General features: G+C 58.7%; 35 protein-coding genes. 4 read left to right on the top strand and 31 right to left on the bottom strand.

All coding sequences use genetic code 11. The features are described 5' to 3' along the window. Nucleotides 1-152: 152 nt before the first annotated feature. On the bottom strand, nt 153-581 hold the full coding sequence (locus tag F8K16_RS00960) for a hypothetical protein (RefSeq protein WP_294945688.1): 429 nt from the start codon (nt 579-581) through the stop codon (nt 153-155). 64 nt (nt 582-645) lie between these two features. On the opposite strand from F8K16_RS00960, the gene hemB reads away from it, so the two are divergent. The 4 genes from hemB to F8K16_RS00940 all read left to right on the top strand — a co-directional run bounded on the left by hemB (nt 646) and on the right by F8K16_RS00940 (nt 6,452). Beyond that, nucleotides 646-1,659 (top strand): porphobilinogen synthase, encoded by a 1,014-nt coding sequence (gene hemB / locus F8K16_RS00955; protein ID WP_294945686.1) that lies wholly within the window; start codon nt 646-648, stop codon nt 1,657-1,659. Continuing rightward, on the top strand, nt 1,652-2,491 hold the full coding sequence (gene aroE / locus F8K16_RS00950; protein WP_294945683.1) for a shikimate dehydrogenase: 840 nt from the start codon (nt 1,652-1,654) through the stop codon (nt 2,489-2,491). Before hemB ends, aroE begins: the two co-directional genes overlap by 8 nt. A 419-nt stretch (nt 2,492-2,910) precedes the next feature. Continuing rightward, complete coding sequence (gene uvrA, locus F8K16_RS00945; protein ID WP_294945680.1) at nt 2,911-5,724, top strand: excinuclease ABC subunit UvrA; 2,814 nt, start codon at nt 2,911-2,913, stop codon at nt 5,722-5,724. Next, nucleotides 5,721-6,452 carry a DUF2927 domain-containing protein gene (locus tag F8K16_RS00940; RefSeq protein WP_294945677.1) on the top strand — a complete coding sequence of 244 codons (732 nt, stop codon included), beginning with the start codon at nt 5,721-5,723 and terminating at the stop codon, nt 6,450-6,452. Before uvrA ends, F8K16_RS00940 begins: the two co-directional genes overlap by 4 nt. A 9-nt stretch (nt 6,453-6,461) precedes the next feature. Here F8K16_RS00940 and F8K16_RS00935 read toward each other — a convergent pair whose 3' ends face one another. The 30 genes from F8K16_RS00935 to tuf all read right to left on the bottom strand — a co-directional run. Then, entirely contained in the window at nt 6,462-7,196 is a 735-nt protein-coding gene (locus F8K16_RS00935) for a tRNA threonylcarbamoyladenosine dehydratase (protein ID WP_294945674.1), read from the bottom strand. Continuing rightward, nucleotides 7,183-7,941, bottom strand: coding sequence for a TatD family hydrolase (locus tag F8K16_RS00930; RefSeq protein ID WP_294945672.1), 759 nt, complete (start codon nt 7,939-7,941; stop codon nt 7,183-7,185). Before F8K16_RS00930 ends, F8K16_RS00935 begins: the two co-directional genes overlap by 14 nt. Before the next feature lie 42 nt (nt 7,942-7,983). After that, entirely contained in the window at nt 7,984-8,397 is a 414-nt protein-coding gene (gene rplQ / locus F8K16_RS00925; protein ID WP_294945669.1) for a 50S ribosomal protein L17, read from the bottom strand. A 19-nt stretch (nt 8,398-8,416) separates the two neighbouring features. Further along, nucleotides 8,417-9,406, bottom strand: coding sequence for a DNA-directed RNA polymerase subunit alpha (gene rpoA / locus F8K16_RS00920; RefSeq protein ID WP_294945666.1), 990 nt, complete (start codon nt 9,404-9,406; stop codon nt 8,417-8,419). 21 nt (nt 9,407-9,427) lie between these two features. After that, nucleotides 9,428-10,048 (bottom strand): 30S ribosomal protein S4, encoded by a 621-nt coding sequence (gene rpsD / locus F8K16_RS00915; protein WP_294945663.1) that lies wholly within the window; start codon nt 10,046-10,048, stop codon nt 9,428-9,430. 12 nt (nt 10,049-10,060) lie between these two features. After that, on the bottom strand, nt 10,061-10,453 hold the full coding sequence (rpsK, locus tag F8K16_RS00910) for a 30S ribosomal protein S11 (protein ID WP_294945659.1): 393 nt from the start codon (nt 10,451-10,453) through the stop codon (nt 10,061-10,063). Nucleotides 10,454-10,468: 15 nt separating this feature from the next. Beyond that, on the bottom strand, nt 10,469-10,825 hold the full coding sequence (gene rpsM, locus F8K16_RS00905; protein WP_294945656.1) for a 30S ribosomal protein S13: 357 nt from the start codon (nt 10,823-10,825) through the stop codon (nt 10,469-10,471). A gap of 79 nt (nt 10,826-10,904) precedes the next feature. Continuing rightward, nucleotides 10,905-12,230, bottom strand: a complete 1,326-nt coding sequence (gene secY / locus F8K16_RS00900; RefSeq protein ID WP_294945654.1) for a preprotein translocase subunit SecY — start codon at nt 12,228-12,230, stop codon at nt 10,905-10,907. Next, nucleotides 12,230-12,664: a 50S ribosomal protein L15 gene (rplO, locus tag F8K16_RS00895; protein ID WP_294945651.1), complete on the bottom strand. Its 435-nt coding sequence runs from the start codon at nt 12,662-12,664 to the stop codon at nt 12,230-12,232. Before rplO ends, secY begins: the two co-directional genes overlap by 1 nt. Before the next feature lies 1 nt (nt 12,665). Continuing rightward, on the bottom strand, nt 12,666-12,851 hold the full coding sequence (gene rpmD / locus F8K16_RS00890; RefSeq protein ID WP_294945648.1) for a 50S ribosomal protein L30: 186 nt from the start codon (nt 12,849-12,851) through the stop codon (nt 12,666-12,668). A 2-nt stretch (nt 12,852-12,853) separates the two neighbouring features. Next, complete coding sequence (gene rpsE, locus F8K16_RS00885) at nt 12,854-13,363, bottom strand: 30S ribosomal protein S5 (RefSeq protein WP_294945645.1); 510 nt, start codon at nt 13,361-13,363, stop codon at nt 12,854-12,856. Nucleotides 13,364-13,375: 12 nt separating this feature from the next. Then, nucleotides 13,376-13,729 (bottom strand): 50S ribosomal protein L18, encoded by a 354-nt coding sequence (rplR, locus tag F8K16_RS00880; RefSeq protein WP_294945642.1) that lies wholly within the window; start codon nt 13,727-13,729, stop codon nt 13,376-13,378. Between the two features lie 18 nt (nt 13,730-13,747). Continuing rightward, nucleotides 13,748-14,281, bottom strand: coding sequence for a 50S ribosomal protein L6 (gene rplF / locus F8K16_RS00875; RefSeq protein ID WP_294945639.1), 534 nt, complete (start codon nt 14,279-14,281; stop codon nt 13,748-13,750). A gap of 11 nt (nt 14,282-14,292) precedes the next feature. Continuing rightward, a complete protein-coding gene (gene rpsH / locus F8K16_RS00870) occupies nt 14,293-14,688 on the bottom strand; it encodes a 30S ribosomal protein S8 (RefSeq protein WP_294945636.1) in 396 nt (131 codons plus the stop codon). A 12-nt stretch (nt 14,689-14,700) separates the two neighbouring features. Beyond that, nucleotides 14,701-15,006, bottom strand: a complete 306-nt coding sequence (rpsN, locus tag F8K16_RS00865; protein ID WP_294945634.1) for a 30S ribosomal protein S14 — start codon at nt 15,004-15,006, stop codon at nt 14,701-14,703. Nucleotides 15,007-15,014: 8 nt separating this feature from the next. Then, on the bottom strand, nt 15,015-15,554 hold the full coding sequence (gene rplE, locus F8K16_RS00860) for a 50S ribosomal protein L5 (RefSeq protein WP_294945631.1): 540 nt from the start codon (nt 15,552-15,554) through the stop codon (nt 15,015-15,017). A gap of 10 nt (nt 15,555-15,564) precedes the next feature. Then, complete coding sequence (rplX, locus tag F8K16_RS00855; RefSeq protein WP_294945628.1) at nt 15,565-15,879, bottom strand: 50S ribosomal protein L24; 315 nt, start codon at nt 15,877-15,879, stop codon at nt 15,565-15,567. 12 nt (nt 15,880-15,891) lie between these two features. Next, nucleotides 15,892-16,260 carry a 50S ribosomal protein L14 gene (gene rplN, locus F8K16_RS00850; RefSeq protein WP_294945625.1) on the bottom strand — a complete coding sequence of 123 codons (369 nt, stop codon included), beginning with the start codon at nt 16,258-16,260 and terminating at the stop codon, nt 15,892-15,894. A 137-nt stretch (nt 16,261-16,397) separates the two neighbouring features. After that, nucleotides 16,398-16,658, bottom strand: coding sequence for a 30S ribosomal protein S17 (gene rpsQ, locus F8K16_RS00845; protein WP_294945622.1), 261 nt, complete (start codon nt 16,656-16,658; stop codon nt 16,398-16,400). Between the two features lie 3 nt (nt 16,659-16,661). After that, a complete protein-coding gene (gene rpmC, locus F8K16_RS00840; RefSeq protein ID WP_294945709.1) occupies nt 16,662-16,853 on the bottom strand; it encodes a 50S ribosomal protein L29 in 192 nt (63 codons plus the stop codon). Between the two features lie 2 nt (nt 16,854-16,855). Next, nucleotides 16,856-17,269 (bottom strand): 50S ribosomal protein L16, encoded by a 414-nt coding sequence (gene rplP / locus F8K16_RS00835; protein ID WP_294945620.1) that lies wholly within the window; start codon nt 17,267-17,269, stop codon nt 16,856-16,858. A gap of 12 nt (nt 17,270-17,281) precedes the next feature. Beyond that, nucleotides 17,282-17,986, bottom strand: coding sequence for a 30S ribosomal protein S3 (rpsC, locus tag F8K16_RS00830; protein ID WP_294945617.1), 705 nt, complete (start codon nt 17,984-17,986; stop codon nt 17,282-17,284). 11 nt (nt 17,987-17,997) lie between these two features. Continuing rightward, nucleotides 17,998-18,330 (bottom strand): 50S ribosomal protein L22, encoded by a 333-nt coding sequence (gene rplV, locus F8K16_RS00825; RefSeq protein ID WP_294945614.1) that lies wholly within the window; start codon nt 18,328-18,330, stop codon nt 17,998-18,000. Nucleotides 18,331-18,342: 12 nt separating this feature from the next. After that, nucleotides 18,343-18,621, bottom strand: a complete 279-nt coding sequence (gene rpsS / locus F8K16_RS00820; protein ID WP_294945611.1) for a 30S ribosomal protein S19 — start codon at nt 18,619-18,621, stop codon at nt 18,343-18,345. Nucleotides 18,622-18,632: 11 nt separating this feature from the next. Further along, nucleotides 18,633-19,463: a 50S ribosomal protein L2 gene (gene rplB, locus F8K16_RS00815; protein ID WP_294945609.1), complete on the bottom strand. Its 831-nt coding sequence runs from the start codon at nt 19,461-19,463 to the stop codon at nt 18,633-18,635. A gap of 11 nt (nt 19,464-19,474) precedes the next feature. Further along, nucleotides 19,475-19,771, bottom strand: a complete 297-nt coding sequence (rplW, locus tag F8K16_RS00810; RefSeq protein ID WP_294945606.1) for a 50S ribosomal protein L23 — start codon at nt 19,769-19,771, stop codon at nt 19,475-19,477. Next, nucleotides 19,768-20,388: a 50S ribosomal protein L4 gene (gene rplD / locus F8K16_RS00805; protein WP_294945604.1), complete on the bottom strand. Its 621-nt coding sequence runs from the start codon at nt 20,386-20,388 to the stop codon at nt 19,768-19,770. The genes rplW and rplD overlap by 4 nt, the downstream gene beginning before the upstream one ends. A 5-nt stretch (nt 20,389-20,393) precedes the next feature. Beyond that, nucleotides 20,394-21,035: a 50S ribosomal protein L3 gene (gene rplC / locus F8K16_RS00800; RefSeq protein ID WP_294945601.1), complete on the bottom strand. Its 642-nt coding sequence runs from the start codon at nt 21,033-21,035 to the stop codon at nt 20,394-20,396. Between the two features lie 62 nt (nt 21,036-21,097). Then, nucleotides 21,098-21,409 carry a 30S ribosomal protein S10 gene (gene rpsJ, locus F8K16_RS00795; protein ID WP_294945598.1) on the bottom strand — a complete coding sequence of 104 codons (312 nt, stop codon included), beginning with the start codon at nt 21,407-21,409 and terminating at the stop codon, nt 21,098-21,100. Between the two features lie 109 nt (nt 21,410-21,518). Continuing rightward, nucleotides 21,519-22,709: elongation factor Tu (gene tuf / locus F8K16_RS00790; RefSeq protein WP_294945595.1), on the bottom strand; the 1,191-nt coding region annotated here is incomplete at its 5' end.

The following is a 22,709-nucleotide window of genomic DNA, read 5'->3' as shown; positions in this document are numbered from 1 at the left end:
CAGTTGGCCTGGCGACACGGCACCGCCCCATCGCTCAGGTCGCACGAGAGTGACTTGGAATAATAACCCCGAACTTTGACGCCATGCAAGCTGACGAATTCAAAAAATCATGAAATCCTGATATGGATTTTTTATGAGCAAGACAGGCTTTTCTATGACCCGTTCCGCTCCCTGCGCAGCACCTCGCAGATGGTGCCACCGCCATTGGGGTTCTCAATGGCGGCGGCCACTTCATGCATGAACTGGTTGAGCTCATCGACGGTGAACACGCTGAGCAGCCGGTTCATCACCTCCGGCGACAGGCGGATGGTGGTGTATTCTCCACTGGACAGCTGCACCTGAATGCCGGTGGCGGAGAAATCATCATGCGCCGCTTCCACCTGCTCGGCCTGCGCCTGCCAGAAATATTCGTCGTAAAGCGCTTCCAGCGTCTGCTGATGAGTTTCGGCCACGCCGGCATCCACCAGCACGTTGACCTGCTCGCCCACCTCCACTTCGCAGGGAATGCCCGCCTCATGGCAGGCGGTAGCAAAGGCTTCGGCCAGCGCCGGATCGAAAAACAGGTATTCAAAGGTGTCCATGCCGCCCTCCACACGCAATAAAATGAAAAGTCATTGTCATACCAGAGCAGAGGACATTGCAACCATGCTTCACCGCAGCTTTCCCCTCACCCGACCGCGCCGCATGCGCCGGGACGCCTTCTCCCGCCGGCTGATGCGCGAGACTGTGCTGACCCCCGATGACCTGATCTATCCCATGTTCGTGCTGGAAGGCACGGGTCAGCGGGAAGCCGTGCCCTCCATGCCCGGCATCGAGCGGCTGTCGGTGGACCTGCTGCTGGAAGAGGCGGAAACCTTGCTGGAACTGGGCATTCCCATGATCGCCCTGTTTCCGGTGGTGCCGCAGGAGAAGAAGTCCCTGCAGGCAGAAGAGGCGTGGAATCCGGATGGTCTGGCCCAGCGGGCCGTGCGCGCCCTCAAGCAGCACTTCCCCGAGCTGGGTGTGATGACCGACGTGGCGCTGGACCCCTTCACCACTCACGGTCAGGACGGCATCATTGACGAGACCGGCTACGTGCTCAACGAGGAAACCACCCGCGCGCTGGTGCGCCAGGCGCTCAGCCATGCGGAAGCGGGGGCGGACGTGGTCGGCCCCTCCGACATGATGGATGGACGCATTGGCGCCATCCGCGAGGCACTGGAGGCAGCCGGCTTCCCCCACACCCGCATCATGGCCTACTCCGCCAAATACGCCTCCAGCTACTACGGTCCCTTCCGGGACGCGGTCGGCTCCGCCGCCAATCTGGGCAAGGGGGACAAGTCCACCTACCAGATAGATCCGGCCAATTCCGACGAAGCCCTGCACGAGGTGGCGCTGGACCTGAACGAAGGCGCCGACATGGTGATGGTCAAGCCGGGTGTGCCCTATCTGGACATCGTGCGCCTCATCAAGGACACCTTCATGGCCCCCACCTTTGTCTATCACGTCAGCGGCGAATACGCCATGCTCAAGGCCGCCGCCGCCAACGGCTGGCTGGACGAGCGCAAGGTGGCGCTGGAGACCCTGCTCGGCTGCAAGCGGGCCGGCGCCGACGGCATTCTCACCTACTACGCCAAACAGGCGGCGCAATGGCTGAAGGAGGAGGCCTGCGGTGCCTGACTGCTACGCCGTCGTAGGCGACCCCATCGCCCACTCCAAATCCCCGCTGATCCACCGCCTGTTTGCCGAACAGACCGGTCAGGACATGGTCTATGAGGCCATCCGCATCGACCGCGCCCGCCCCTTCGCACCGGCCATGGGCGCACTGGTGCGGCAGGGCTACCGGGGCTTCAATGTCACCGTGCCCCACAAACTGGCCGCCCATGACCTGGCCAACACCCTCACGCCCCGTGCACAGCGGGCCGGTGCGGTCAACACGCTTGTGGTCGAAGCCGACGGCAGCCTGACCGGTGACAATACCGACGGCATCGGCCTGGTGCAGGACATCACAGAACTGGTCGGTCTTCCGCTGACAGGTCGGCGACTGCTCATTCTGGGCGCAGGGGGCGCCGTGCAGGGCGTGCTGGAACCGCTGCTGGCCGAACGTCCCGCCGCTCTCCACATTGCGAACCGCACGGCGGACAAAGCACAGCGGCTGGCCGAAGCCTTCGCCGACCTGGCGGGTGAAACCGCCCTCAGCGCCGGCGGACTGGATAAACTGAAGCAGCTCGACACCTTCGATGTGATCATCAATGGCACTGCCGCCAGTCTGCAGGGCGAGGCGCTCGATCTGCCCATCCATCTGCTGGCACCGGACGGACTGGCCTACGACATGATGTACGGCAAGGCACCCACGCCCTTTCTGCGCTGGGCCGAACGGGTGCAGCCCGCTGCTGAACGCCGGGACGGGCTGGGCATGCTGGTGTGTCAGGCCGCCGCCGCCTTTGAAATCTGGCGCGGCGTGCGCCCCAATGCCGAAACCACGCTGGCACAGGTGCGCCAGAAACTCTGAAGCCGCCCTGGCCTGCGTCTTGACATGGCAAAAACCGGGCGTTTCGCGCGGCGCCCGAAACCGATCCGGTAAAAACAGGGGAGACCCCGTTCCCAAAACCCGTCAAGCCCTTGCGGTCGCTTTTCTGGTCTCTGCGCGCTGCGGCAGTGTCGTCTGAACCCCGTACCGCAAAAACAGGGAAACTCGAATTCCGCGCACTTTTACGTGTTTTTTGCACATTTTCTGCTGCATGCCCGGGCGGCCAGGAGCCCACCCGGCAAAAATGGGGGAGGCCCCGCTTCTGACGTCTTTTTCGTCTGCCGAGAGGTTGTGTTTTGCCGCGGCTGCGGCGACACCCTGCAGAATCCGGGGAGACCCCGTTGTCCCTGCCGCCCGCGGGTATAATGTCCGGTTCCTCCACTCATTCCACGACGCCGGTCATGCTGGACAAGATCATCATTCGCGGGGCACGCACCCATAACCTGAAGAACATCGACCTGACCCTGCCGCGGGACAAACTGATCGTGCTCACCGGCCTGTCCGGCTCCGGCAAGTCCTCCCTGGCCTTCGACACCATCTACGCCGAAGGCCAGCGCCGCTATGTGGAGAGCCTGTCCGCCTATGCGCGCCAGTTCCTCTCCGTCATGGACAAGCCGGATGTGGACCACATCGAAGGGCTGTCGCCAGCCATTTCCATCGAGCAGAAGTCCACCAGCCACAACCCGCGCTCCACCGTGGGCACGGTGACGGAGATCTATGACTACCTGCGTCTGCTGTTCGCGCGGGTGGGCACCCCCCGCTGCCCCGAACACGGCTGCGACCTGACCGCGCAGACCGTCAGCCAGATGGTGGACACCACGCTGACCCTGCCGGAAGGCAGCCGTGCCCTGCTGCTGGCGCCTGTGATACGGGACCGCAAGGGGGAGCATGTCCAGCTGCTGCAGGAGCTGGCCGCCCAGGGCTATCTGCGCGCCCGCATCGACGGCGAACTGATGGAGCTGACCCCCGTGCCGCAACTGGACAAGCGGCGCAAGCACACCATCGAGGTGGTGGTGGACCGCTTCAAGGTGCGCTCTGATCTGGCTCAGCGGCTGGCGGAATCCTTCGAGACCGCCCTGCGCCTCTCCGGCGGGCTGGCCATCGTCGCCCCCATGGACGAGGGGGCCTTCGAGCCGCTGCTGTTCTCCGACCAGTACGCCTGCCCCCACTGCGGCTACGCCGTGGAGGAGCTGGAGCCTCGCATCTTCTCCTTCAACAACCCGCAGGGCGCCTGCCCCACCTGCGGCGGACTGGGCCAGTCCCAGCGCTTCGATCCGGAGCGGGTGGTGGTCCACCCGGAGCTGAGCCTGGCCGGCGGCGCCATCCGCGGCTGGGACCGGCGCCACAAGTACTATTACGACATCCTCAAAGCGGTGGCCGACCACTACGGCTTCGACATGGAGACGCCGTGGAACGAACTGGACGCGCGTTTCCGCCACATCGTGCTCTACGGTTCCGGTGATGAGAAGCTGCCGCTGCCCCATGGCCGCTACGCCGATGTGCGCCGCTTCGAAGGCGTCATCCCCAACATGGAGCGGCGCTATCAGGAAAGCACCAGCCAGACGGTGCGGGAGGAACTGGACAAATACCGCATCACCACGCCCTGCCCGGACTGTGGCGGCACCCGCCTCAACCGCACCGCACGCCATGTCTTCGTGGCCGACCACACCCTGCCGCAGCTGACCGCTCGCTCCATCGGCGAGCTGCTGGACTTCTTCAATCGACTTGAGCTGCAGGGCGCGCAGGCCCACATCGCCGACAAGATCATCAAGGAGATCCGCAGCCGCCTGCAGTTTCTGGTCAATGTGGGGCTGGACTACCTGACTCTGGATCGCTCCGCCGACAGCCTTTCCGGTGGCGAAGCCCAGCGGATCCGCCTGGCCAGCCAGATCGGTGCCGGGCTGGTGGGCGTCATGTATGTGCTGGACGAGCCCTCCATCGGCCTGCATCAGCGCGACAACGATCGCCTGCTGGCCACCCTGACCCATCTGCGCGACCTGGGCAATACCGTCATTGTAGTGGAGCATGACGAAGACGCCATCCGCGCCGCCGACCATGTGGTGGACATCGGGCCGGGCGCCGGCGTGCACGGCGGACGCATCATGGCGCAGGGCACGCCGGAAGAGGTGGCCGCCAGCCCCGACTCCCTCACCGGCCAGTATCTCAGCGGCCAGCGCCGCATCGCCGTGCCCGAAACCCGCACCGCCCCGGATGGCCGCTGGCTGGAACTTCGTGGCGCCCGCGGCAACAACCTCAAGAATGTGGACCTGCGCCTGCCGGTCGGCCTGTTCACCTGCGTCACCGGCGTCTCAGGCTCCGGCAAGTCCACGCTGATCAACGAAACCCTCTACAAAGTGGCCGCCAACGCCCTCAACGGCGCCCAGCTGCAGCCGGCACCCCATGACAGCGTCAACGGAATAGAGCACTTCGACAAGGTGGTCAATATCGACCAGAGCCCCATCGGGCGCACCCCCCGCTCCAATCCGGCCACCTACACCGGCCTGTTCACTCCCATCCGCGAGCTGTTCGCCGCCGTGCCGGAAGCCCGTGCCCGTGGCTACACACCGGGGCGCTTCAGCTTCAACGTCAAGGGCGGCCGCTGCGAAGCCTGCCAGGGAGACGGCCTCATCCGAGTGGAGATGCACTTTCTGCCCGACGTCTATGTCCCCTGCGATGTCTGCGGCGGCAGCCGCTACAACCGGGAGACCCTGCAGATCCGCTACAAGGGCAAGACTATCGCCGATGTGCTGGAAATGACCGTCGAGGACGCGCGCGCCTTCTTCGACAGCGTGCCGGCCATCGCCCGCAAGCTGCAGACACTCATGGATGTGGGGCTGGGCTACATCCGCCTCGGCCAGAGCGCCACCACCCTCTCCGGCGGCGAGGCTCAGCGGGTCAAACTGGCGCGCGAGCTGTCACGCCGCGATACCGGTCGCACCCTCTACATTCTGGACGAACCCACCACCGGCCTGCACTTTCACGACATCGCCCAGCTGCTGCGAGTACTCTTTACATTGCGTGATCACGGCAATACCATTGTCGTCATCGAACACAATCTTGATGTCATCAAGACAGCGGACTGGATCATCGACCTCGGCCCCGAAGGCGGTCAGGGCGGTGGCAGGATTATTGCTGAAGGCACGCCGGAAGAGATTGCCGCCTGTCAGGATTCCCACACCGGACGTTACCTGGGACCGGTACTGGAGAAAGGATGAAACGGCTGATTGCGCTGACTCTGCTCGTCACCCTGCCTGCCATGGCCATGGCGGGCTTTCAGCGCATCTGGGAAAACCCCGACTATGTGGAAAAGGCCTTTGCCGAAATCGCCTTCAAACATGAATACGAAGCCGGCCTGAAGCGCCTCAGCAAATGGATGCAACCCATTCGCTACCGCATTCAGTATGATGGCATCAAGCCCCTGGCAGTGCTGTCGGACGACATCCACAACCACTTCCGTACACTGCACCGATTGACCGGTATCGATATCCGTCCAGCGCAGCACAGCGCCAACTTCACCATCATCCTGACACGGGACAGAAACTATGCCGCCCGCATAGCGGAAGTGACCGGTGACAGCCATCAGGCCGTGCGCCTGTCACAGGAAAGCAACTGCATCACCTATCTGATCACCCGCGAGCCTCACAACGCCATCCAGCGCGCATGGGTCATCATTCCTGCCGACCATGCCTTCAAGAAAGGGCTGTACCACAGCTGCGTTGTGGAAGAGCTGACTCAGGCGCTGGGGCTGCCAAACGATGCCGACTGGGTCAGCCCTTCCGTTGCCAATGATCTTGACATTCAGGAAGAGCTCTCACCACTGGATCGTCTGATGGTCCGCCTGCTCTATCGTCCGGAGCTGAAAAGCGGGATGACCCTGCGCGAGGCCTACCCGATCATACACCGGCTGGTGCCGGAAATGATCCGTCAGCGTCTGTGGCAGTGACAGGCCGTCCTATTCTTTTTCAACACCCGCCAGATGCCGAATGACGGCACCGGCCAGCATCAGGCCGAACAGCCCCGGCATGTAACTGGCCGTGCCATTGACCACCCGGCCTCTGGCGCCTTCAATTTCCTCATAAGGCCCCGGAGGCGCAGGCAGCTCCTCGGAAAAGACCACGGTGACCCCTCGACCGACGCCTCGCTTGCGCAGCCGTTGGCGCATCTGCCGTGCCAGCCCGCAGCCGTGCGTATCCATCAGGTCGGCGATGCGAACCTTTGATGGATCCGTTCTCCGACCCGCCCCCATGCTGCTGAAGACAGGCACGCCAGCCTTCCATGCAGTCTCTACCAGCGCCGCCTTGCAGTTGAGACTGTCGATGGCATCCACCACCACATCAAAACCTTCAGCCACAAGCACCGGCATGGCCTCAGGAGCCAGAAAGGCGCAGCGAACATCCACCTGCGCCAGCGGATTGATATCCGCAATGCGACGGGCCATGACCTCGACCTTGGGCTGGCCCAGCGTGGAATGGAGCGCCACGATCTGCCGGTTCAGGTTGGAAGACGCCACCCTGTCATGATCGACCAGCACCAGCTGTCCCACCCCGGCCCGAGCCAGTGCCTCAGCCACAAAGCCACCCACGCCTCCCACGCCGGCCAGCAGCACCCGTGCATTGGTCAGTCGTACAAGCTGTGCGTCATCAAAGACCAGTCGACTACGTTCGAACAGCGGATCATCGAGTATCATTCAGCATCCTCAAGGCATTTTCTCGAGTCCTTGCCGCGACCTGTTCCGGCGGCACATCCAGAAGCCGCGCAACGGTTGAGCACACCGTCTCGATATCCTCACAAGAGAATCGGGCCCGTCCCGGGAGGTTCACGAACGGGCCGTCGGTCTCCAGAACGAGATGCGCCAACCCCACAGCACGCACCATGGCATGGTAACGGCGGGCGTTCTCCCGCACGACAACGCCATTGACACCGATAACACAGTTCAGGTGGTCCAGATAGCGCTCTGCCACCTGCGCACCGCCACCAAAGCCATGAAGAAAAATGCGCAGCCCGGGAAAATTACGCATTATGGCCAGCGCCTCATCATAAGCCTTGCGCACATGCACGCTCACGGCACGGTCATAACGATGAGCCACATCCAGCAGACGCTCGAATACCTGTTTCTGCAACGCTGGCTCTGCTGGCGTGCGACGATCGAAATCCAGACCGACTTCACCGACCTGCAGATATGCTCTATGCAAAAGATGCGTTTCAAGCATCTTCACATGCGTCTCCCACGTTTCAGCGATGGTATGTATCTGCCAGGGATGCAGGCCCAGTCCCACATGAAGCCCCAACGCGCCATGGCTTTCGGCAAGAGAAAGCTGGCCGGACCAGTCATCAGGAGCAATCGAAAGTGAAAATGCGTTGAAACGGGCCAGACAGCCCGCCGCATCGACAATGCGGAACAAGTGGATGTGGGTATCAAAAAGACGGGGCATAAGAAAGAACGAAGCCGGCTTATGCCGGCTTCGATGTAAGACTTACTCAGCTGCTTCCTCAGCTGACTCGGCTGTGTCCTCGACAACCGGTCGGTCCACCAGCTCGACATACGCCATGGGCGCATTGTCGCCGGGACGATAGCCGCACTTGAGAATGCGCAGGTAACCGCCATTGCGGTTCTTGTAGCGCGGACCCAGTTCCTCGAACAGCTTGGTCACTACACCGCGTGCGCGGCTGTTGTTGCCCAGCCGGGCAAATGCCAGCCGACGGTTGGCAACCGTGTCTTCCTTGGCCAGGGTAATGAGCGGCTCCGCGTGGCGGCGCAGTTCCTTGGCCTTGGGCAGGGTTGTACGAATGATTTCATGCTCGAACAGCGACGCTGCCATGTTCTTGAACATGGCCTTGCGATGCGCGCTGGTACGATTGAACTTACGACCACTCTTACGATGACGCATGACTCAATTCCTTATAGCTTTAAGCGGACTCATTGCCGGCATTGGCCAGGCTGGCCGGCGGCCAGTTGTCCAGCTTGGTTCCAAGACTCAGTCCACGCTGCGCCAGAACGTCCTTGATCTCCTGCAGGGACTTCTTGCCCAGATTGGGCGTCTTCAGCAGGCTCTGTTCGGTGCGCTGGACCAGATCTCCAATGTAGTAGATGTGCTCAGCTTTCAGGCAGTTGGCTGAACGCACAGTCAGCTCCAGATCATCAACCGGCTGCAGGAAGATGGGATCGATATCCGGTTCTTCGACCGGCTCGGGCTCAGCCTTCTTCTGCAGCTTCATGTCAACAAAGGCGCTCAGCTGATGGCTCAGGATGGTCGCCGCCAGCTTGATGGCGTCTTCGGGATCAATGGTGCCGTTGGTCTCTACGTCAATGATCAGCTTATCCAGGTCAGTACGCTGCTCGACGCGGGCAGCTTCGACTTCATAGCTGACATTGCGGATCGGGCTGAAAACCGCGTCCAGACGCAGTACGCCGATGTGGCTGTCGTCGGCAAGCGCTGCCTGACGGTAGCCGACACCCTTTTCCACCTTCATGCGCATGTTCAGCTTGGCGCCTTCACTCAGATGCGCGATGACATGGTCGGTGTTGACCACCTCCACATCGTGTGTCAGCTGAATGTCACCGGCAGTAACCACCCCGGGACCTTCCTTGCTCAGGGTCAGCTCAACCTCGTCAGCCGTGCCCAGCTTGATGGCCACATCCTTCAGGTTGAGAAGAATTTCGAGGACATCCTCGCGCACGCCTTCAATGGCCGAGTATTCATGCACAACGCCGTCGATCTGCACCTCCGTGATGGCCGCACCGGGCATTGAAGAAAGCAGAATGCGGCGTAGTGCGTTCCCCAGCGTGTGTCCGTAGCCACGCTCCATGGGCTCCAGCACGACGCGGCTGTGTGTATCGCTGTAGCGCTTGACGTCCACCAAGCTGGGTGTCAGCATTTGCTCCAGAAACTGTTGCATCGGATTGTCTCCGTTTAGGGGTTACTTGGAGTACAGCTCCACGATCAGGTTTTCCTGAATGTCGGCAGACAGATCGGAGCGATCCGGCACAGCCTTGAAAACCCCTTCGAACTTCTTGGGATCCACTTCAACCCACTGAGGCAAACCACGCTGCTGATGAATCTCCATGGCGGTTGCAATGCGCGCCTGGTTGCGCGCCTTTTCACGCACGGAAACCACATCGCCCGGCTGCACCTGGTAGGAAGGGATGTTTACCGTGCGACCGTTAACGGCAATGGCCTTGTGGGAAACCAGCTGGCGAGCTTCTGCACGGGTAGATGCAAAGCCCATGCGATACACCACATTGTCCAGGCGCTGTTCCAGCAGCTGAAGCAGATTGACACCAGTGGAACCCTTGCGGCGATCCGCCTCCTTGTAATAGCGGCGGAACTGCTTCTCGAGAACACCGTAGATACGACGGACCTTCTGCTTTTCACGCAGCTGCAGGCTGTATTCACTCACACGACCGCGACGCGCACCATGAACGCCCGGCGGCTGGTCAATCTTGCACTTGGACTCGATAGAACGGATGCCGCTCTTCAGGAACAGGTCGGTTCCTTCGCGGCGCATCAGTTTGCACTTGGGACCAATATATCTTGCCATCTTCTGTTCCCCTTACACTCGACGCTTCTTCGGCGGGCGACAGCCGTTGTGCGGAATCGGCGTCACATCGGCAATAGCAGTAATCTTGAAACCGGCCGCATGCAGGCCGCGTACGGCAGACTCACGCCCCGGACCGGGACCCTTGACCTTGACCTCCAGATTCTTCATGCCAAACTCCTTGGCCATCTCGCCGGCGCGCTCGGCTGCCACTTGGGCAGCAAAGGGCGTGCTCTTGCGTGAGCCGCGGAAGCCGCTTCCACCTGCAGTTGCCCAGCACAGGGTATTGCCGGAGCGATCAGTAATGGTCACGATCGTATTGTTGAAGGAAGCGTGGACATGCGCGACACCATCGGTCACGACCTGCTTGATCTTTTTCTTGGGAGCGTTTTTCTTTCCTTTAGCCATATCTCAACTCACCTGTCATTTCTTGATCGGCTTGCGGGGACCCTTGCGGGTGCGCGCATTGGTTTTCGTGCGCTGCCCGCGGACGGGCAGATTACGGCGGTGGCGGATGCCGCGATAGCAGCCCATGTCCATCAGACGCTTGATGTTCATGGAAATCTCACGGCGCAGGTCGCCTTCAATCTTGTAGTTGCTGATCTCTTCACGCAGGGCGGCAAGCTGGTCTTCGGTCAGATCACGCACCTTCGTGGTGGGATCCAGCTTGACAGCCTCGCAGATCTTCTTGGACAGGGTCGGACCAATGCCGTAAATAGCCTGCAGTCCGATCACCACATGCTTGTTCAGGGGCAAGTTTACGCCGGCAATACGTGCCATCTTGCTACTCTCCTAATAAATCTCAAATCCTGAGAAACGCGCGATTATAACCGAACCGACGCTCCTCAGCCACTCCAAATCAACGATTTAGCTTTGCCTTCTTCATCATGCTTTCGTACTGGCTGCTCATCAGCTGTGCCTGCACCTGGGTCATGAAATCCATCACGACCACAACAATGATGAGCAGTGATGTTCCACCGAAATAGAAGGGAACATTCCAGTAGAGAATGAGAAACTCCGGCAGCAGGCAGACCGCTGTGATATAGAGCGCTCCTGCAAGGGTCAGACGCTCCATGACCTTGTTGATGTAACGGGCGGTCGCCTCACCGGGGCGCATGCCGGGAATGAACGCCCCCGACTTGCGCAGGTTTTCTGCCGTCTCACGAGGATCGAACACGATCGCCGTATAGAAAAAGCAGAAAAAGATGATGGCAAGTGCATACAGCAGCACATAAAGAGGCTGACCAGGTGAAAGCGTCGTGGCCAGATCCTTGAGCCAACCCATTCCTTCACTGCTGCCGAACCAGCCTGCGATCGTCGCCGGAAACAGAATGATGCTTGAGGCGAAGATCGGCGGAATCACGCCCGCCATATTGATTTTCAACGGTAGAAAACCTTCCTGCCGGCCGCCATACATGCGCCGTCCTCGCATCTGCTGGGCGTACTGAATGGGAATGCGTCGCTGCGCTCGCTCCATGAAGACCACAAATGCCGTGACTGCAATGACCAGCGCAAGCAGCACAAACAGACTGATCACGTGGATGGATCCGGTGCGCACCTGCTCCAGCGTGCCGCCAAGGGCTGCAGGCAGACCGGCAACGATCCCCGCAAAGATGATGATGGAGATGCCATTACCGAGCCCACGTTCGGTGATCTGCTCACCCAGCCACATCAGAAAGACCGTGCCTGCCACCAGTGTCGAAACCGCAATGACCTTGAAGGTCAGCCCGGGATCGATAACGACACCATGACCGCCGATGCTCTGTGATTCGAGCGCAACGGCAATGCCCAGTCCCTGAAATGTGGCCAGAACGACCGTACCGATACGTGTGTACTTGGTCAGCTTGCGCTTGCCGGCCTCACCTTCCTTGCGCCACTGCGACATGGTCGGCGAGATATGACTCATCAGCTGGACGATGATTGCAGCAGAAATATACGGCATGATTCCGAGCGCGAAAACCGAGAATCGCTGAAGAGCGCCACCGGAAAACATGTTGAACATGGACAGAATCGTCCCTTTCTGCTGCTCGAACAGCGCAGCAAGCGCAGCAGCATCGATACCGGGTACCGGCACATGAGCGCCAAAACGGAAAACGATGATCGCACCCAGCACGAACCAGATGCGATACATCAGCTCACTGACCGCCTTGGCCTGTCCGCTGTCAAGGGAAGGTTGCATGGCCATCAGGCTTCCACTTTGCCGCCAGCTGCTTCAATGGCCGCGCGGGCACCCTTGGTGCAGCTGATGCCTACAACTGTCACCGGCCGGGTAATTTCTCCAGACAGAATGATCTTGACCTCCGCCACTTTGCCACTGATCACGTCAGCAGCCTTGAGCGCAGCCAGATCAATCACATCGCCTTCCACCTTGTTCAGCTCGCTCAGACGCACCTCAGCACGACGGAGCGACTTACGGGAGGTGAAGCCGAACTTGGGCAGTCGGCGCTGAATGGGCATCTGCCCGCCTTCAAAGCCAACCTTATGATAGCCGCCAGAACGGGACTTCTGACCCTTATGGCCCCGGCCACCCATCTTGCCGAGTCCGGAACCAGGACCACGGCCAACGCGTTTTCTGGCCTTTTTGGCACCTTCAGCAGGTTTCAGTGTATTCAATCGCATCTTAAGCTTCCTCTACCTTCAGCAGATAGGCTACCTTGTTGATCATGCCCCGATTTGCGGGTGTGTCCAGCACCTCCACGGTCTGATTGATCTTGCGCAGACCCAGGCCGTTCACACAGGCTTTGTGTTTGGGCAGGCGACCAATGAGACTCTTGACCAGTGTTACCTTGATTTTCTTGTCAGCCATGATTACTCACCCATGATCTCTTCTATGGTCTTGCCACGCTTGGCCGCAACTTCTTCAGGGCTGCTCATGGAAGCAAGTGCGTCTGCTGTAGCACGAACGACGTTCACCGGACGAGTCGTGCCGACACACTTGGCCAGAACGTTCTTCACCCCTGCGGCCTCCAGCACGGCACGCATCGCACCTCCTGCAATGACACCCGTACCCTCGGATGCAGGCAGCATGATAATGTTGGCAGCGCCCTGCTTGTAGTTGATCGGGTAGTAGACGGTTCCATTGTTCAGATGAACCTTGCGCATGTTGCGACGAGCCTTCTCCATTGCCTTTTTAATCGCAACCGGAACCTCGGCCGCTTTGGCGTTGGCGTAACCTACCCGACCGTTTCCGTCACCAACAACGCACAGGGCAGAAAATCCGAAAACGCGGCCACCTTTGACCACTTTTGCCACCCGGCGAACCGAGACAAGCTTTTCAATCAGCTGTTCCTGATTGTCCTGCATTTCATGTGAAGCCATATCACACCTTCCTTAGAATTCGAGTCCGTTTTCACGGGCTGCATCGGCCAGCACTTGAACCCTGCCGTGGTATTTGAAGCCGGAGCGGTCAAAAGCCACCTTGGTCACACCGGCCGCCTTGGCCTTCTCGGCAACAATCCTGCCCACAACCGCGGCAGCGTCCTTGTTGCCAGTGGACTTGACCTGCGCCTTGACATCAGGCTGAACAGTGCTTGCAGCAGCTACTACAGTTGCCCCGTCAGCGGAAATCACCTGCGCGTAAATATGACGCGGAGTACGATGCACCGTCAGGCGCGGCATGCCAAGACGCTTGACATGGGCGCGGGTCTTTCGAGCACGACGCAGTCGAGCCTTTTTCTTATCCATTTTCCTAAACCCTCAAGCTTATTTCTTCTTCGCTTCCTTACGCAGGATGCGCTCGTCGGCATACTTGACGCCCTTGCCCTTGTAGGGCTCCGGGGGACGATAGGCACGAATTTCCGCTGCCACCTGTCCGACCAGCTGCTTGTCTGCACCACGGATGACAATTTCGGTCTGAGACGGCGTTTCGGCCGTAACCCCTTCCGGCAGCTCATGGACGACAGGGTGTGAGAATCCCAGGGTCAGATTGATCGACTTGCCCTGGGCCTGAGCACGATAGCCTACACCCACCAGCTGGAGCTTTTTCTCAAAGCCCTCAGTCACACCGATGACCATATTGTTCACCAGCGCACGGGCCGTTCCTGCCTGGGCCCAACCATCTGAGTAGCCTTCCCGGGCCGCGAAACGGATCTCGTCGCCTTCCCGAGTAATCTCTACGGCATCATTGAATGTGCGCGTCAATGTTGCCTTGGGACCCTTGACCGTAACCGTCTGGCCGTCAATCGTCACATCGACTCCAGCAGGAACGGAGACGGGAGATTTTGCAATACGTGACATTATCTCTCTCCTTAGGCCACGGTGCAGACAACCTCGCCACCCAGGCCAGCCTTGCGTGCCTGGTGGTCGGTCATCACACCTTTGGATGTGGATACGATTGCAATGCCCAGACCGCCCATTACCTTGGGAAGCTCGTCTTTCTTCTTGTAGACACGCAGTCCGGGACGGCTTACACGCTTGATCTGCTCGATGACAGGCTTGCCCTGATAATACTTGAGATGTACTACCAGCTCGCTCTTGCCACCTTCGACTTTTTCGTCATAGCCGTTGATGTAGCCTTCCTGGGCCATAACATCCAGCAACGCCTTCTTCATCTTGGAGCCGGTGACAACCACCTGCTCATGACCCGCCATCTGCGCGTTGCGAATGCGGGTCAACATATCCGCAATAGGATCTGACATGCTCATAATTTCTGTCCCTTACCAGCTTGATTTCTTCAGTCCGGGAATATCACCCTGCATACCCAACTGGCGGATCATGTTGCGGGAAAGTCCGAACTTTCTGTAAACGGCGTGCGGACGCCCGGTAATTCTGCAGCGTCGCTGTACACGCACGGGCGAAGCATTGCGAGGCAGCTTGTTAAGCGCCTGTAGCGCCGCCATGCGCTCCTCAAACGGGCGCGACATGTCCTTGGCAATCGCCTTCAGCCGCGCACGCTTCTCCGCGTATTTCTGCACTGTCTTGATGCGCTTCTGTTCACGCGCAATCATCGATTTCTTGGCCATATCGCACCTTACTTCTTAAAGGGGAAATTGAAGGATTCCAGCAGTGCCCGCGCCTCTTCATCGGTTTCGGCGGTCGTGGTAATGCTGATATCCATGCCGCGAATCGCATCCACCTTCTCGAATTCGATCTCGGGGAAAATGATCTGTTCGCGAACACCCATGTTGAAATTGCCCCGCCCATCAAAGGACTTCGGTGAAACGCCGCGGAAGTCACGCACACGCGGCAGAGCAATATTGATCAGACGATCAAGGAATTCATACATCCGATCGCCACGCAGCGTCACCTTGCAGCCAATGGGCCAGCCTTCGCGCAGCTTGAAGCCGGCTACGGACTTGCGAGCCAAGGTCTTGACAGGCTTCTGACCTGCAATGGCCGCCATGTCTTCCATGGCATTGTCCAGAATCTTCTTGTCACCCAGCGCTTCACCCACACCCATATTGAGCGTAATCTTGACCAGGCGCGGCGCCTGCATGGGCGACTTGTAGCCGAAGCGCTCCATCAGCTTGGGCAGAACTTCTTCACGGTAGTACTGTTTAAGTCTCGCCATTTCTCAATCCTTATGCGTCAACGGCCTTGCCGGTGGACTTGAAGTAGCGTACCTTCTTGCCATCCTCGAAACGGTAGCCGATACGGTCCCCTTTCCCGGTTTCGGGATTGAACAGCATGACATTGGATGCGTGAATCGGCATCTCCTTGCTGACAATACCCCCCTGTTCACCGGTCATGGGGTTCGGCTTCACATGCTTCTTGGCCAGATTGATGCCGTCAACGACAACGCGACCGTTCTTCAGCACACGAGAGACCGTGCCACGCTTTCCTTTGTCCTTGCCGGCAATGACTACGACCTCATCACCTTTCTTCAAGCGATTCATAACTGTCCTTCCTTATAGCACTTCAGGCGCCAGAGACACGATCTTCATGAACCGGTCACCGCGCAGCTCACGGGTTACCGGGCCGAAGATGCGCGTACCGATGGGCTCCAGTTTCTGGTTGAGCAGCACGGCAGCATTACCGTCAAAACGAATCTTGGAGCCGTCCGGGCGGCGAATCCCCTTCGCCGTACGCACGACGACGGCGTTATATACATCACCTTTCTTTACGCGACCGCGCGGGGCAGCTTCCTTAACGGAAACCTTGATGATGTCTCCCACGCTCGCATAACGGCGCTTGGAACCTCCAAGCACCTTGATACACTGGACCTTCTTCGCTCCACTGTTGTCAGCGACATCCAGAATTGTCTGCATCTGAATCATGGCGGCACTCCATCCAAAACCGCGGTTTGAAAACAGGCAATCATACACCAAAACCGCTAATTTGGCCAGTCCCTGTCACCATAGACAGGCTTGACCAAAGAAGCGGAGCGGATTGCCGGATTGTTGCTGCGTTTAATTTAGCGAGCAGCGCGCTCGTTGATCTCTACCAGCTTCCAACGCTTGTGCTTGGAAATCGGACGGCTTTCAACGATTGTCACCGTATCACCCACCTGGCATGCGTTGTCTTCATCATGCGCCATCAGTTTGGTGGATTTGCGCACGAACTTCTTATACTTGGGGTGCTTCACATAGCGGTCAACGCGCACGACAATTGACTTGTCCATACCGTTGGAGACCACCACACCCTTGACTGTGCGGGCTTTGCTTTCCTGTGTCATAGATCAGGCCTCAAGCTTTTCACGAATGAGAGTTTTTACCCGTGCAATGCTGCGGCGAACCTTGCGCAGCTCTGCAGTGTTCTGGAGCTGACCTGTCGCATGCTGCATGCGCAGATTGAACTGGTTCTTGCGCAAATCCTGCAGGACCGACTTAAGCTCATCGACACTCTTCTCTCTCAGGGTCTTAGCGTCCATCATCACATCACCGACCTAATTACGAACTGACTCTTGACCGGCAGCTTGGCAGCAGCCAGCTCGAATGCACGACGGGCAACACTTTCATCTACCCCCTGCATCTCGAACATGACTCGGCCAGGCTGGACTTCGGCCACCCAGTATTCAACACTACCCTTACCTTTACCCATACGCACCTCCAAGGGCTTCTGGGTAATGGGCTTGTCCGGGAAGATACGAATCCAGATCTTGGCGCCCCGGCGGACGTGACGCGTCATGGCACGGCGCGCCGCCTCAATCTGCCGGGAAGTAATACGACCACGCTCCAGCGCCTTCAGCCCGTATTCACCGAAGCTGACCTTGTTGCCCGCCTGAGCCAGGCCACGGTTGCGGCCCTTCTGGACCTTGCGATATTTGGTACGTTTTGGCATCAACATGGCAAATTCCTCTTATCTGCGACCTTTCTTGCGGCCTTTCTGATCACGGCGATTGCCGGACTCGGGCTTGTGCAGGTCCAGCGGCAGCTTGCCAAGACGCTCACCCTTGAAGATCCAGACCTTGACACCGATCTTGCCGTAAGTGGTATCAGCCTCGGAGGTGGCGTAATCGATATCCGCACGGAAGGTGTGCAGCGGCACACGGCCTTCCCTGTACCATTCGGTCCGGGCGATTTCAGCACCGTTAAGGCGGCCGGACACCATCACCTTGATTCCTTCGGCACCAAGACGCATGGCGTTGCCCACCGCGCGCTTCATGGCACGGCGGAACATGATGCGTTTTTCAAGCTGCTGGGCGATGCTATCAGCAACCAGCTTGGCGTCCAGCTCCGGCTTCTTGATTTCATAGATGTCGATATTGACCGGCATGCCTGTCAGGGCGGAAATCTCAGCCTTGAGCTTTTCGATATCCTCACCCTTCTTGCCGATTACCACCCCGGGACGGGCAGTAAAGATCGTCAGGCGCAGACCGTTGGCCACACGCTCAATGTGAACCTTGCTCACATTAGCATGAGCCAGCTTTTTCATGATATAGCTGCGAATTTCAAAGTCGCTCAGCAGATAATCGGCAAACTGCTTGCTGTCGGCATACCAGCGTGCATTCCAGTCCTTGGTAATGCCCAGACGGATGCCGACCGGATGTACTTTCTGTCCCATCTCGATTCTCCTTACTTGTCACCAACGGTGACGGTCAGATGACTGGTGCGCTTGAGAATGCGATTTGCACGCCCTTTGGCGCGAGCACGCAGACGCTTCAGACGCGGCCCCTCGTTGACATAGGCCGCGGTCACCTTCAGTTCATCAATGTCGGCACCCTCATTGTTCTCCGCATTGGAGATGGCACTCTGCAGCACCTTGTAGAAGAGCTTGGCCGCCTTCTGATTGCTGAATGCCAGAATATTGACTGCTTCTTCAGCACTCTTGCCGCGGATCAGGTCTGCAACCAGACGCGCCTTTTGCGGAGAGATGCGAGCAAAACGATGTGTTGCACTGACTTGCATGGCATTCACTCCTTACTTCTTCTTGGCTTTCTTGTCGGCTGCATGACCGCGGAATGTGCGCGTCATGGAGAACTCACCCAGCTTGTGGCCAACCATATTCTCGGAAATGTAGACCGGAATATGCTCGCGCCCGTTGTGAACGGCGATGGTCAGACCGATCATCTCGGGCACGATCATGGAGCGACGTGACCAGGTCTTGATCGGACGCTTATCGCCAGATTCTTGCGCCTGCACCACCTTCTTCATCAGGTGATGATCAACAAAAGGGCCTTTTTTAACTGAACGTGGCATAGTGTCCTTCCTTACTTAGCATTGCGGCGACGAACGATCATCTTGTCCGTACGCTTGTTCTTGCGAGTCTTCTTGCCTTTGGTCGGCACACCCCAGGGGGTTACCGGGTGACGGCCACCGGAAGTACGGCCTTCACCACCACCATGCGGGTGGTCAACAGGGTTCATGGCAACACCGCGCACAGTCGGGCGGATACCGCGCCAGCGCTTGGCGCCCGCCTTGCCCAATTTGCGCAGGTTGTGCTCGGAATTGCCCACCTCGCCAATCGTGGCACGGCACTCGGCCAGAACCTTGCGCATCTCGCCAGAGCGGAGACGGAGCAGCACATACTTGCCTTCCTTGCCCACAAGCTGCGCCGAAGCCCCGGCGCTGCGTGCCAGCTGCGCACCCTTGCCAGGGCGCAATTCAACGGCGTGCACTACAGTACCTACGGGGATATTGCGCAATGGAAGCGCGTTACCAACCTTGATCGGCGCCTCGTCACCAGACAGCACCTCATCGCCCGCCTTCAGATTCTTGGCAGCCAGAATGTAGCGACGCTCGCCATCGGCGTACTTGATCAACGCGATGTGTGCGGTACGGTTGGGATCATATTCGAGCCGCTCAACCACCCCGGGGACACCATCCTTGTTGCGCTTGAAATCGATCAGACGATAGTGCTGCTTGTGGCCACCCCCACGGTGACGAACGGTAATACGACCCTTGTTGTTACGGCCGCCTGTCTTGCGCTTGGGCTCCAGCAGAGGCTCATAGGGCTTGCCCTTGTAAAGCGCAGGCTCCACGACTGTCACAACAAAGCGACGGCCAGGAGAAGTCGGCTTAGCTTTTTTTACAATAGCCATTTTGAAACTCCTTACTCAGCGCCAATGACGTCGATTTCCTGACCGGGCATGAGGCGGACAATCGCCTTGCGCACGCCATTGCGACGCCCCGGACGGCCGCGGAAAAACTTCTGCTTACCGCGGATATTGATCACATTGACCGACTTGACCTTTACATCGAACAACTGCTCAACCGCCGCCTTGATTTCAGGCTTGGTCGCATCGGCCGCGACCCGAAACACATACTGATCAGCCTTGTCGGCCAGCAGTGCACTCTTCTCGGAAATGTGCGGCGCCAGCAGTACTTGGTAGATACGCTCCTGATTCATGCCAGTTTCTCCTCGAGCTGCTTGAGCGCACCCTGGGTCAGCACGACGGTTTCATAGCCGATCAGGCTGACGGGGTCCACACCATTCACATCCGTTGCATCAGCGTTGTAAAGATTGCGAGACGCCAGATACAGGTTCTCGTCAAAACCTTCTGTGACAACCAGCGCGTCTTGCAGGCCCAGCTGCTTCATCTTGCTGACGAACTGCTTGGTTTTGGGTGCGTCCAGCTTGAAATCATCCACAACAACCAGACGGCCGCTACGTACCAGCTCGGAAAGAATGGAGCGCATGGCCGCACGGTACATCTTGCGATTCACCTTCTGCTCGTAGCTGCGTGGCTTGTTCGGAAAAGCGCGGCCGCCTCCTACCCAGATGGGGCTTCGGATAGAACCGGCGCGCGCGCGGCCTGTCCCCTTCTGACGCCAGGGCTTGGCACCCCCACCGCTCACCTCGGAACGGCTTTTCTGAGCCTTGGTTCCTGCACGGGACTTTGCCATGTATGCTGTCACGACCTGATGAACAAGGGGCTCATTGAATGCCGCAGCAAACACTGCATCATCAACCGCAACGGTCCCCGCAGCGTCACCAGTATTCGCATCAATCAGTTTGATATCCATGTCTCTCACCCCTTGACTGCCTTGCGTACAACGACCATACCGCCGTTGGCGCCGGGGACGGCACCTTTGACCAGAATCAGGCCATCTTCCACATCAACACGAACCACTTCCAAGTTCAGCGTAGTCTGACGCTCGGCCCCCATGTGACCAGCCATCTTCTTGCCCTTGAATACACGACCCGGGGTCTGGTTCTGGCCAATGGAACCCGGTGCACGGTGAGAGAGCGAGTTACCGTGACTGGCATCCTGCGTGCGGAAGTTGTGGCGTTTTACACCACCTTGAAAACCCTTACCCTTGGTAATGCCGGTGACATCAACCTTCTTGACGTCGGACAACACCTCAACAGTGATCTCGCTGCCCAGCTCGACGCCATCCAGAGATTCATCACCTTCGACACGAAACTCCCAGAGACCAACTCCCGCCTCAGTGCCAGCTTTGGCAAAGTGTCCCGCCATAGGCTTGTTGACCCGGCCGGGATGCTTTTTACCTGTGGTCACCTGAATGGCAGCATAGCCATCCTTTTCCGGGGTCTTGATCTGAGTAACACGGTTCGGCTCAACCTGAATCACGGTCACCGGAACGGAGGTGCCGTCCTCAGTGAACACGCGAGTCATACCGATTTTTTTACCGACGACTCCGATAGTCATAATTAATTTCCTCGTTATTATCAGTCACCGATCGTTACGATTGACGACCGGCCAGTAAATGATCAGCGCAGCTCGATCTTGACGTCCACACCAGCTGCCAGATCCAGCTTCATCAGCGCATCCACGGTCTTGTCAGTCGGATCGACAATATCCAGCAGACGCTTATGCGTGCGGATCTCATACTGGTCACGTGCATCCTTGTTCACGTGAGGAGAGATAAGAACGGTGTAACGCTCCTTACGGGTCGGCAGCGGAATGGGACCCCGCACCTGGGCACCCGTCTTCTTGGCCGTCTCCGTAATCTCCTTCGCGGACTGATCGATCAGGCGATGATCAAAAGCCTTCAGTCGAATGCGAATGTTTTGTGCAGCCATAACTCGACTCTTCGTGTTATATGAAAACAAAAGCAGCGGCCAAGCCGCTGCTAATCAGGACTGCGAATTATATCCGGGCAAGCCGGACAAATCAACAGTCGTATCAGGCTTACTCAATCACCTTAGAAACCACGCCTGCGCCGACTGTGCGACCGCCTTCGCGGATCGCAAAACGCAGACCTTCGTCCATGGCGATCGGTGCAATCAGTTCAACGGTCATCTGTACGTTGTCGCCAGGCATGACCATTTCCACACCTTCGGGCAGCTGACATTCGCCAGTGACGTCGGTGGTGCGGAAGTAGAACTGCGGACGATAGCCGTTGAAGAAGGGCGTGTGACGACCACCTTCTTCCTTGGTCAGGACGTAGACTTCGGCTTCGAACTTGGTGTGGGGGTTGATGGTGCCGGGGGCTGCCAGCACCTGGCCGCGCTCGACTTCTTCGCGCTTGGTGCCGCGCAGCAGGACGCCGACGTTGTCACCGGCCACACCTTCGTCCAGCAGCTTGCGGAACATTTCGACACCGGTAACGGTGGTCTTCTGGGTGGGTCGGATGCCGACGATTTCAACTTCGTCACCCACCTTGACCACACCGGTTTCGATACGACCGGTTACGACGGTACCACGACCCTGGATGGAGAAGACGTCCTCGATGGGCATGAGGAACGGCTTGTCGGTGTCACGCTCGGGCGTGGGGATGTATTCGTCCATGGCTTCGATCAGACGCTGGATGGACGGTTCGCCGATTTCGGACTGGTCGCCTTCAATGGCCTTGAGCGCGGAGCCGATGATGACAGGGACGTCGTCACCGGGGAAGTCGTATTCGTTGAGCAGTTCACGAACTTCCATTTCGACCAGTTCGAGCAGTTCTTCGTCGTCAACCATGTCGGCCTTGTTGAGGTAGACGACGATGTAGGGCACACCCACCTGACGGGAGAGCAGGATGTGCTCGCGAGTCTGGGGCATCGGGCCGTCAGCAGCAGAAACAACCAGGATGGCGCCGTCCATCTGGGCCGCACCGGTGATCATGTTCTTGACGTAGTCTGCGTGTCCGGGGCAGTCTACGTGGGCGTAGTGACGGTTTTCTGATTCGTACTCTACGTGGGCAGTGGAGATGGTGATACCACGCGCACGCTCTTCAGGGGCGTTGTCGATCTGGTCGTAGGCCTTGGCTTCGCCACCGAACTTCTTGCCCTGAACGATGGTCAACGCTGCTGTCAGGGTGGTCTTGCCGTGGTCTACGTGCCCAATGGTGCCCACGTTTACGTGCGGCTTCGTGCGTTCAAACTTTTCCTTTGCCAT

The organism is Sulfurivirga sp. (assembly GCF_015490265.1).
Taxonomy (GTDB): Bacteria; Pseudomonadota; Gammaproteobacteria; order Thiomicrospirales; family Thiomicrospiraceae; genus Sulfurivirga.
Note: the sequence above shows the minus strand (reverse complement) of the source record. Positions and strands in the feature narration are given on the sequence as shown.

What these genes read in the sequence shown, in the direction of transcription:
- rpsM (WP_294945656.1), bottom strand. Translation starts at nt 10,825, where the DNA reads ATGGCACGTATTGCCGGCGTAAACTTGCCCCTGAACAAGCATGTGGTG.
- rpsK (WP_294945659.1), bottom strand. Translation starts at nt 10,453, where the DNA reads ATGGCTAAAGGAAAGAAAAACGCTCCCAAGAAAAAGATCAAGCAGGTC.
- rpsN (WP_294945634.1), bottom strand. Translation starts at nt 15,006, where the DNA reads ATGGCCAAGAAATCGATGATTGCGCGTGAACAGAAGCGCATCAAGACA.
- secY (WP_294945654.1), bottom strand. Translation starts at nt 12,230, where the DNA reads ATGGCCATGCAACCTTCCCTTGACAGCGGACAGGCCAAGGCGGTCAGT.
- rplC (WP_294945601.1), bottom strand. Translation starts at nt 21,035, where the DNA reads ATGACTATCGGAGTCGTCGGTAAAAAAATCGGTATGACTCGCGTGTTC.
- F8K16_RS00930 (WP_294945672.1), bottom strand. Translation starts at nt 7,941, where the DNA reads ATGCCCCGTCTTTTTGATACCCACATCCACTTGTTCCGCATTGTCGAT.
- rplP (WP_294945620.1), bottom strand. Translation starts at nt 17,269, where the DNA reads ATGTTGATGCCAAAACGTACCAAATATCGCAAGGTCCAGAAGGGCCGC.
- rplR (WP_294945642.1), bottom strand. Translation starts at nt 13,729, where the DNA reads ATGGATAAGAAAAAGGCTCGACTGCGTCGTGCTCGAAAGACCCGCGCC.
- rpsC (WP_294945617.1), bottom strand. Translation starts at nt 17,986, where the DNA reads ATGGGACAGAAAGTACATCCGGTCGGCATCCGTCTGGGCATTACCAAG.
- rpsE (WP_294945645.1), bottom strand. Translation starts at nt 13,363, where the DNA reads ATGGCTTCACATGAAATGCAGGACAATCAGGAACAGCTGATTGAAAAG.
- uvrA (WP_294945680.1), top strand. Translation starts at nt 2,911, where the DNA reads ATGCTGGACAAGATCATCATTCGCGGGGCACGCACCCATAACCTGAAG.
- F8K16_RS00935 (WP_294945674.1), bottom strand. Translation starts at nt 7,196, where the DNA reads ATGATACTCGATGATCCGCTGTTCGAACGTAGTCGACTGGTCTTTGAT.
- hemB (WP_294945686.1), top strand. Translation starts at nt 646, where the DNA reads ATGCTTCACCGCAGCTTTCCCCTCACCCGACCGCGCCGCATGCGCCGG.
- F8K16_RS00940 (WP_294945677.1), top strand. Translation starts at nt 5,721, where the DNA reads ATGAAACGGCTGATTGCGCTGACTCTGCTCGTCACCCTGCCTGCCATG.
- rpsJ (WP_294945598.1), bottom strand. Translation starts at nt 21,409, where the DNA reads ATGGCTGCACAAAACATTCGCATTCGACTGAAGGCTTTTGATCATCGC.
- rplF (WP_294945639.1), bottom strand. Translation starts at nt 14,281, where the DNA reads ATGTCACGTATTGCAAAATCTCCCGTCTCCGTTCCTGCTGGAGTCGAT.
- rplD (WP_294945604.1), bottom strand. Translation starts at nt 20,388, where the DNA reads ATGGATATCAAACTGATTGATGCGAATACTGGTGACGCTGCGGGGACC.
- rpsD (WP_294945663.1), bottom strand. Translation starts at nt 10,048, where the DNA reads ATGGCAAGATATATTGGTCCCAAGTGCAAACTGATGCGCCGCGAAGGA.
- rpsS (WP_294945611.1), bottom strand. Translation starts at nt 18,621, where the DNA reads ATGCCACGTTCAGTTAAAAAAGGCCCTTTTGTTGATCATCACCTGATG.
- rplE (WP_294945631.1), bottom strand. Translation starts at nt 15,554, where the DNA reads ATGGCGAGACTTAAACAGTACTACCGTGAAGAAGTTCTGCCCAAGCTG.
- F8K16_RS00960 (WP_294945688.1), bottom strand. Translation starts at nt 581, where the DNA reads ATGGACACCTTTGAATACCTGTTTTTCGATCCGGCGCTGGCCGAAGCC.
- rpmC (WP_294945709.1), bottom strand. Translation starts at nt 16,853, where the DNA reads ATGGACGCTAAGACCCTGAGAGAGAAGAGTGTCGATGAGCTTAAGTCG.
- rplW (WP_294945606.1), bottom strand. Translation starts at nt 19,771, where the DNA reads ATGAATCAGGAGCGTATCTACCAAGTACTGCTGGCGCCGCACATTTCC.
- rpoA (WP_294945666.1), bottom strand. Translation starts at nt 9,406, where the DNA reads ATGCAACAGTTTCTGGAGCAAATGCTGACACCCAGCTTGGTGGACGTC.
- rpsH (WP_294945636.1), bottom strand. Translation starts at nt 14,688, where the DNA reads ATGAGCATGTCAGATCCTATTGCGGATATGTTGACCCGCATTCGCAAC.
- rplX (WP_294945628.1), bottom strand. Translation starts at nt 15,879, where the DNA reads ATGAATCGCTTGAAGAAAGGTGATGAGGTCGTAGTCATTGCCGGCAAG.
- rplB (WP_294945609.1), bottom strand. Translation starts at nt 19,463, where the DNA reads ATGGCTATTGTAAAAAAAGCTAAGCCGACTTCTCCTGGCCGTCGCTTT.
- rplO (WP_294945651.1), bottom strand. Translation starts at nt 12,664, where the DNA reads ATGCGATTGAATACACTGAAACCTGCTGAAGGTGCCAAAAAGGCCAGA.
- rplQ (WP_294945669.1), bottom strand. Translation starts at nt 8,397, where the DNA reads ATGCGTCATCGTAAGAGTGGTCGTAAGTTCAATCGTACCAGCGCGCAT.
- rpsQ (WP_294945622.1), bottom strand. Translation starts at nt 16,658, where the DNA reads ATGACACAGGAAAGCAAAGCCCGCACAGTCAAGGGTGTGGTGGTCTCC.
- rplN (WP_294945625.1), bottom strand. Translation starts at nt 16,260, where the DNA reads ATGATTCAGATGCAGACAATTCTGGATGTCGCTGACAACAGTGGAGCG.
- rpmD (WP_294945648.1), bottom strand. Translation starts at nt 12,851, where the DNA reads ATGGCTGACAAGAAAATCAAGGTAACACTGGTCAAGAGTCTCATTGGT.
- rplV (WP_294945614.1), bottom strand. Translation starts at nt 18,330, where the DNA reads ATGCAAGTCAGTGCAACACATCGTTTTGCTCGCATCTCTCCGCAAAAG.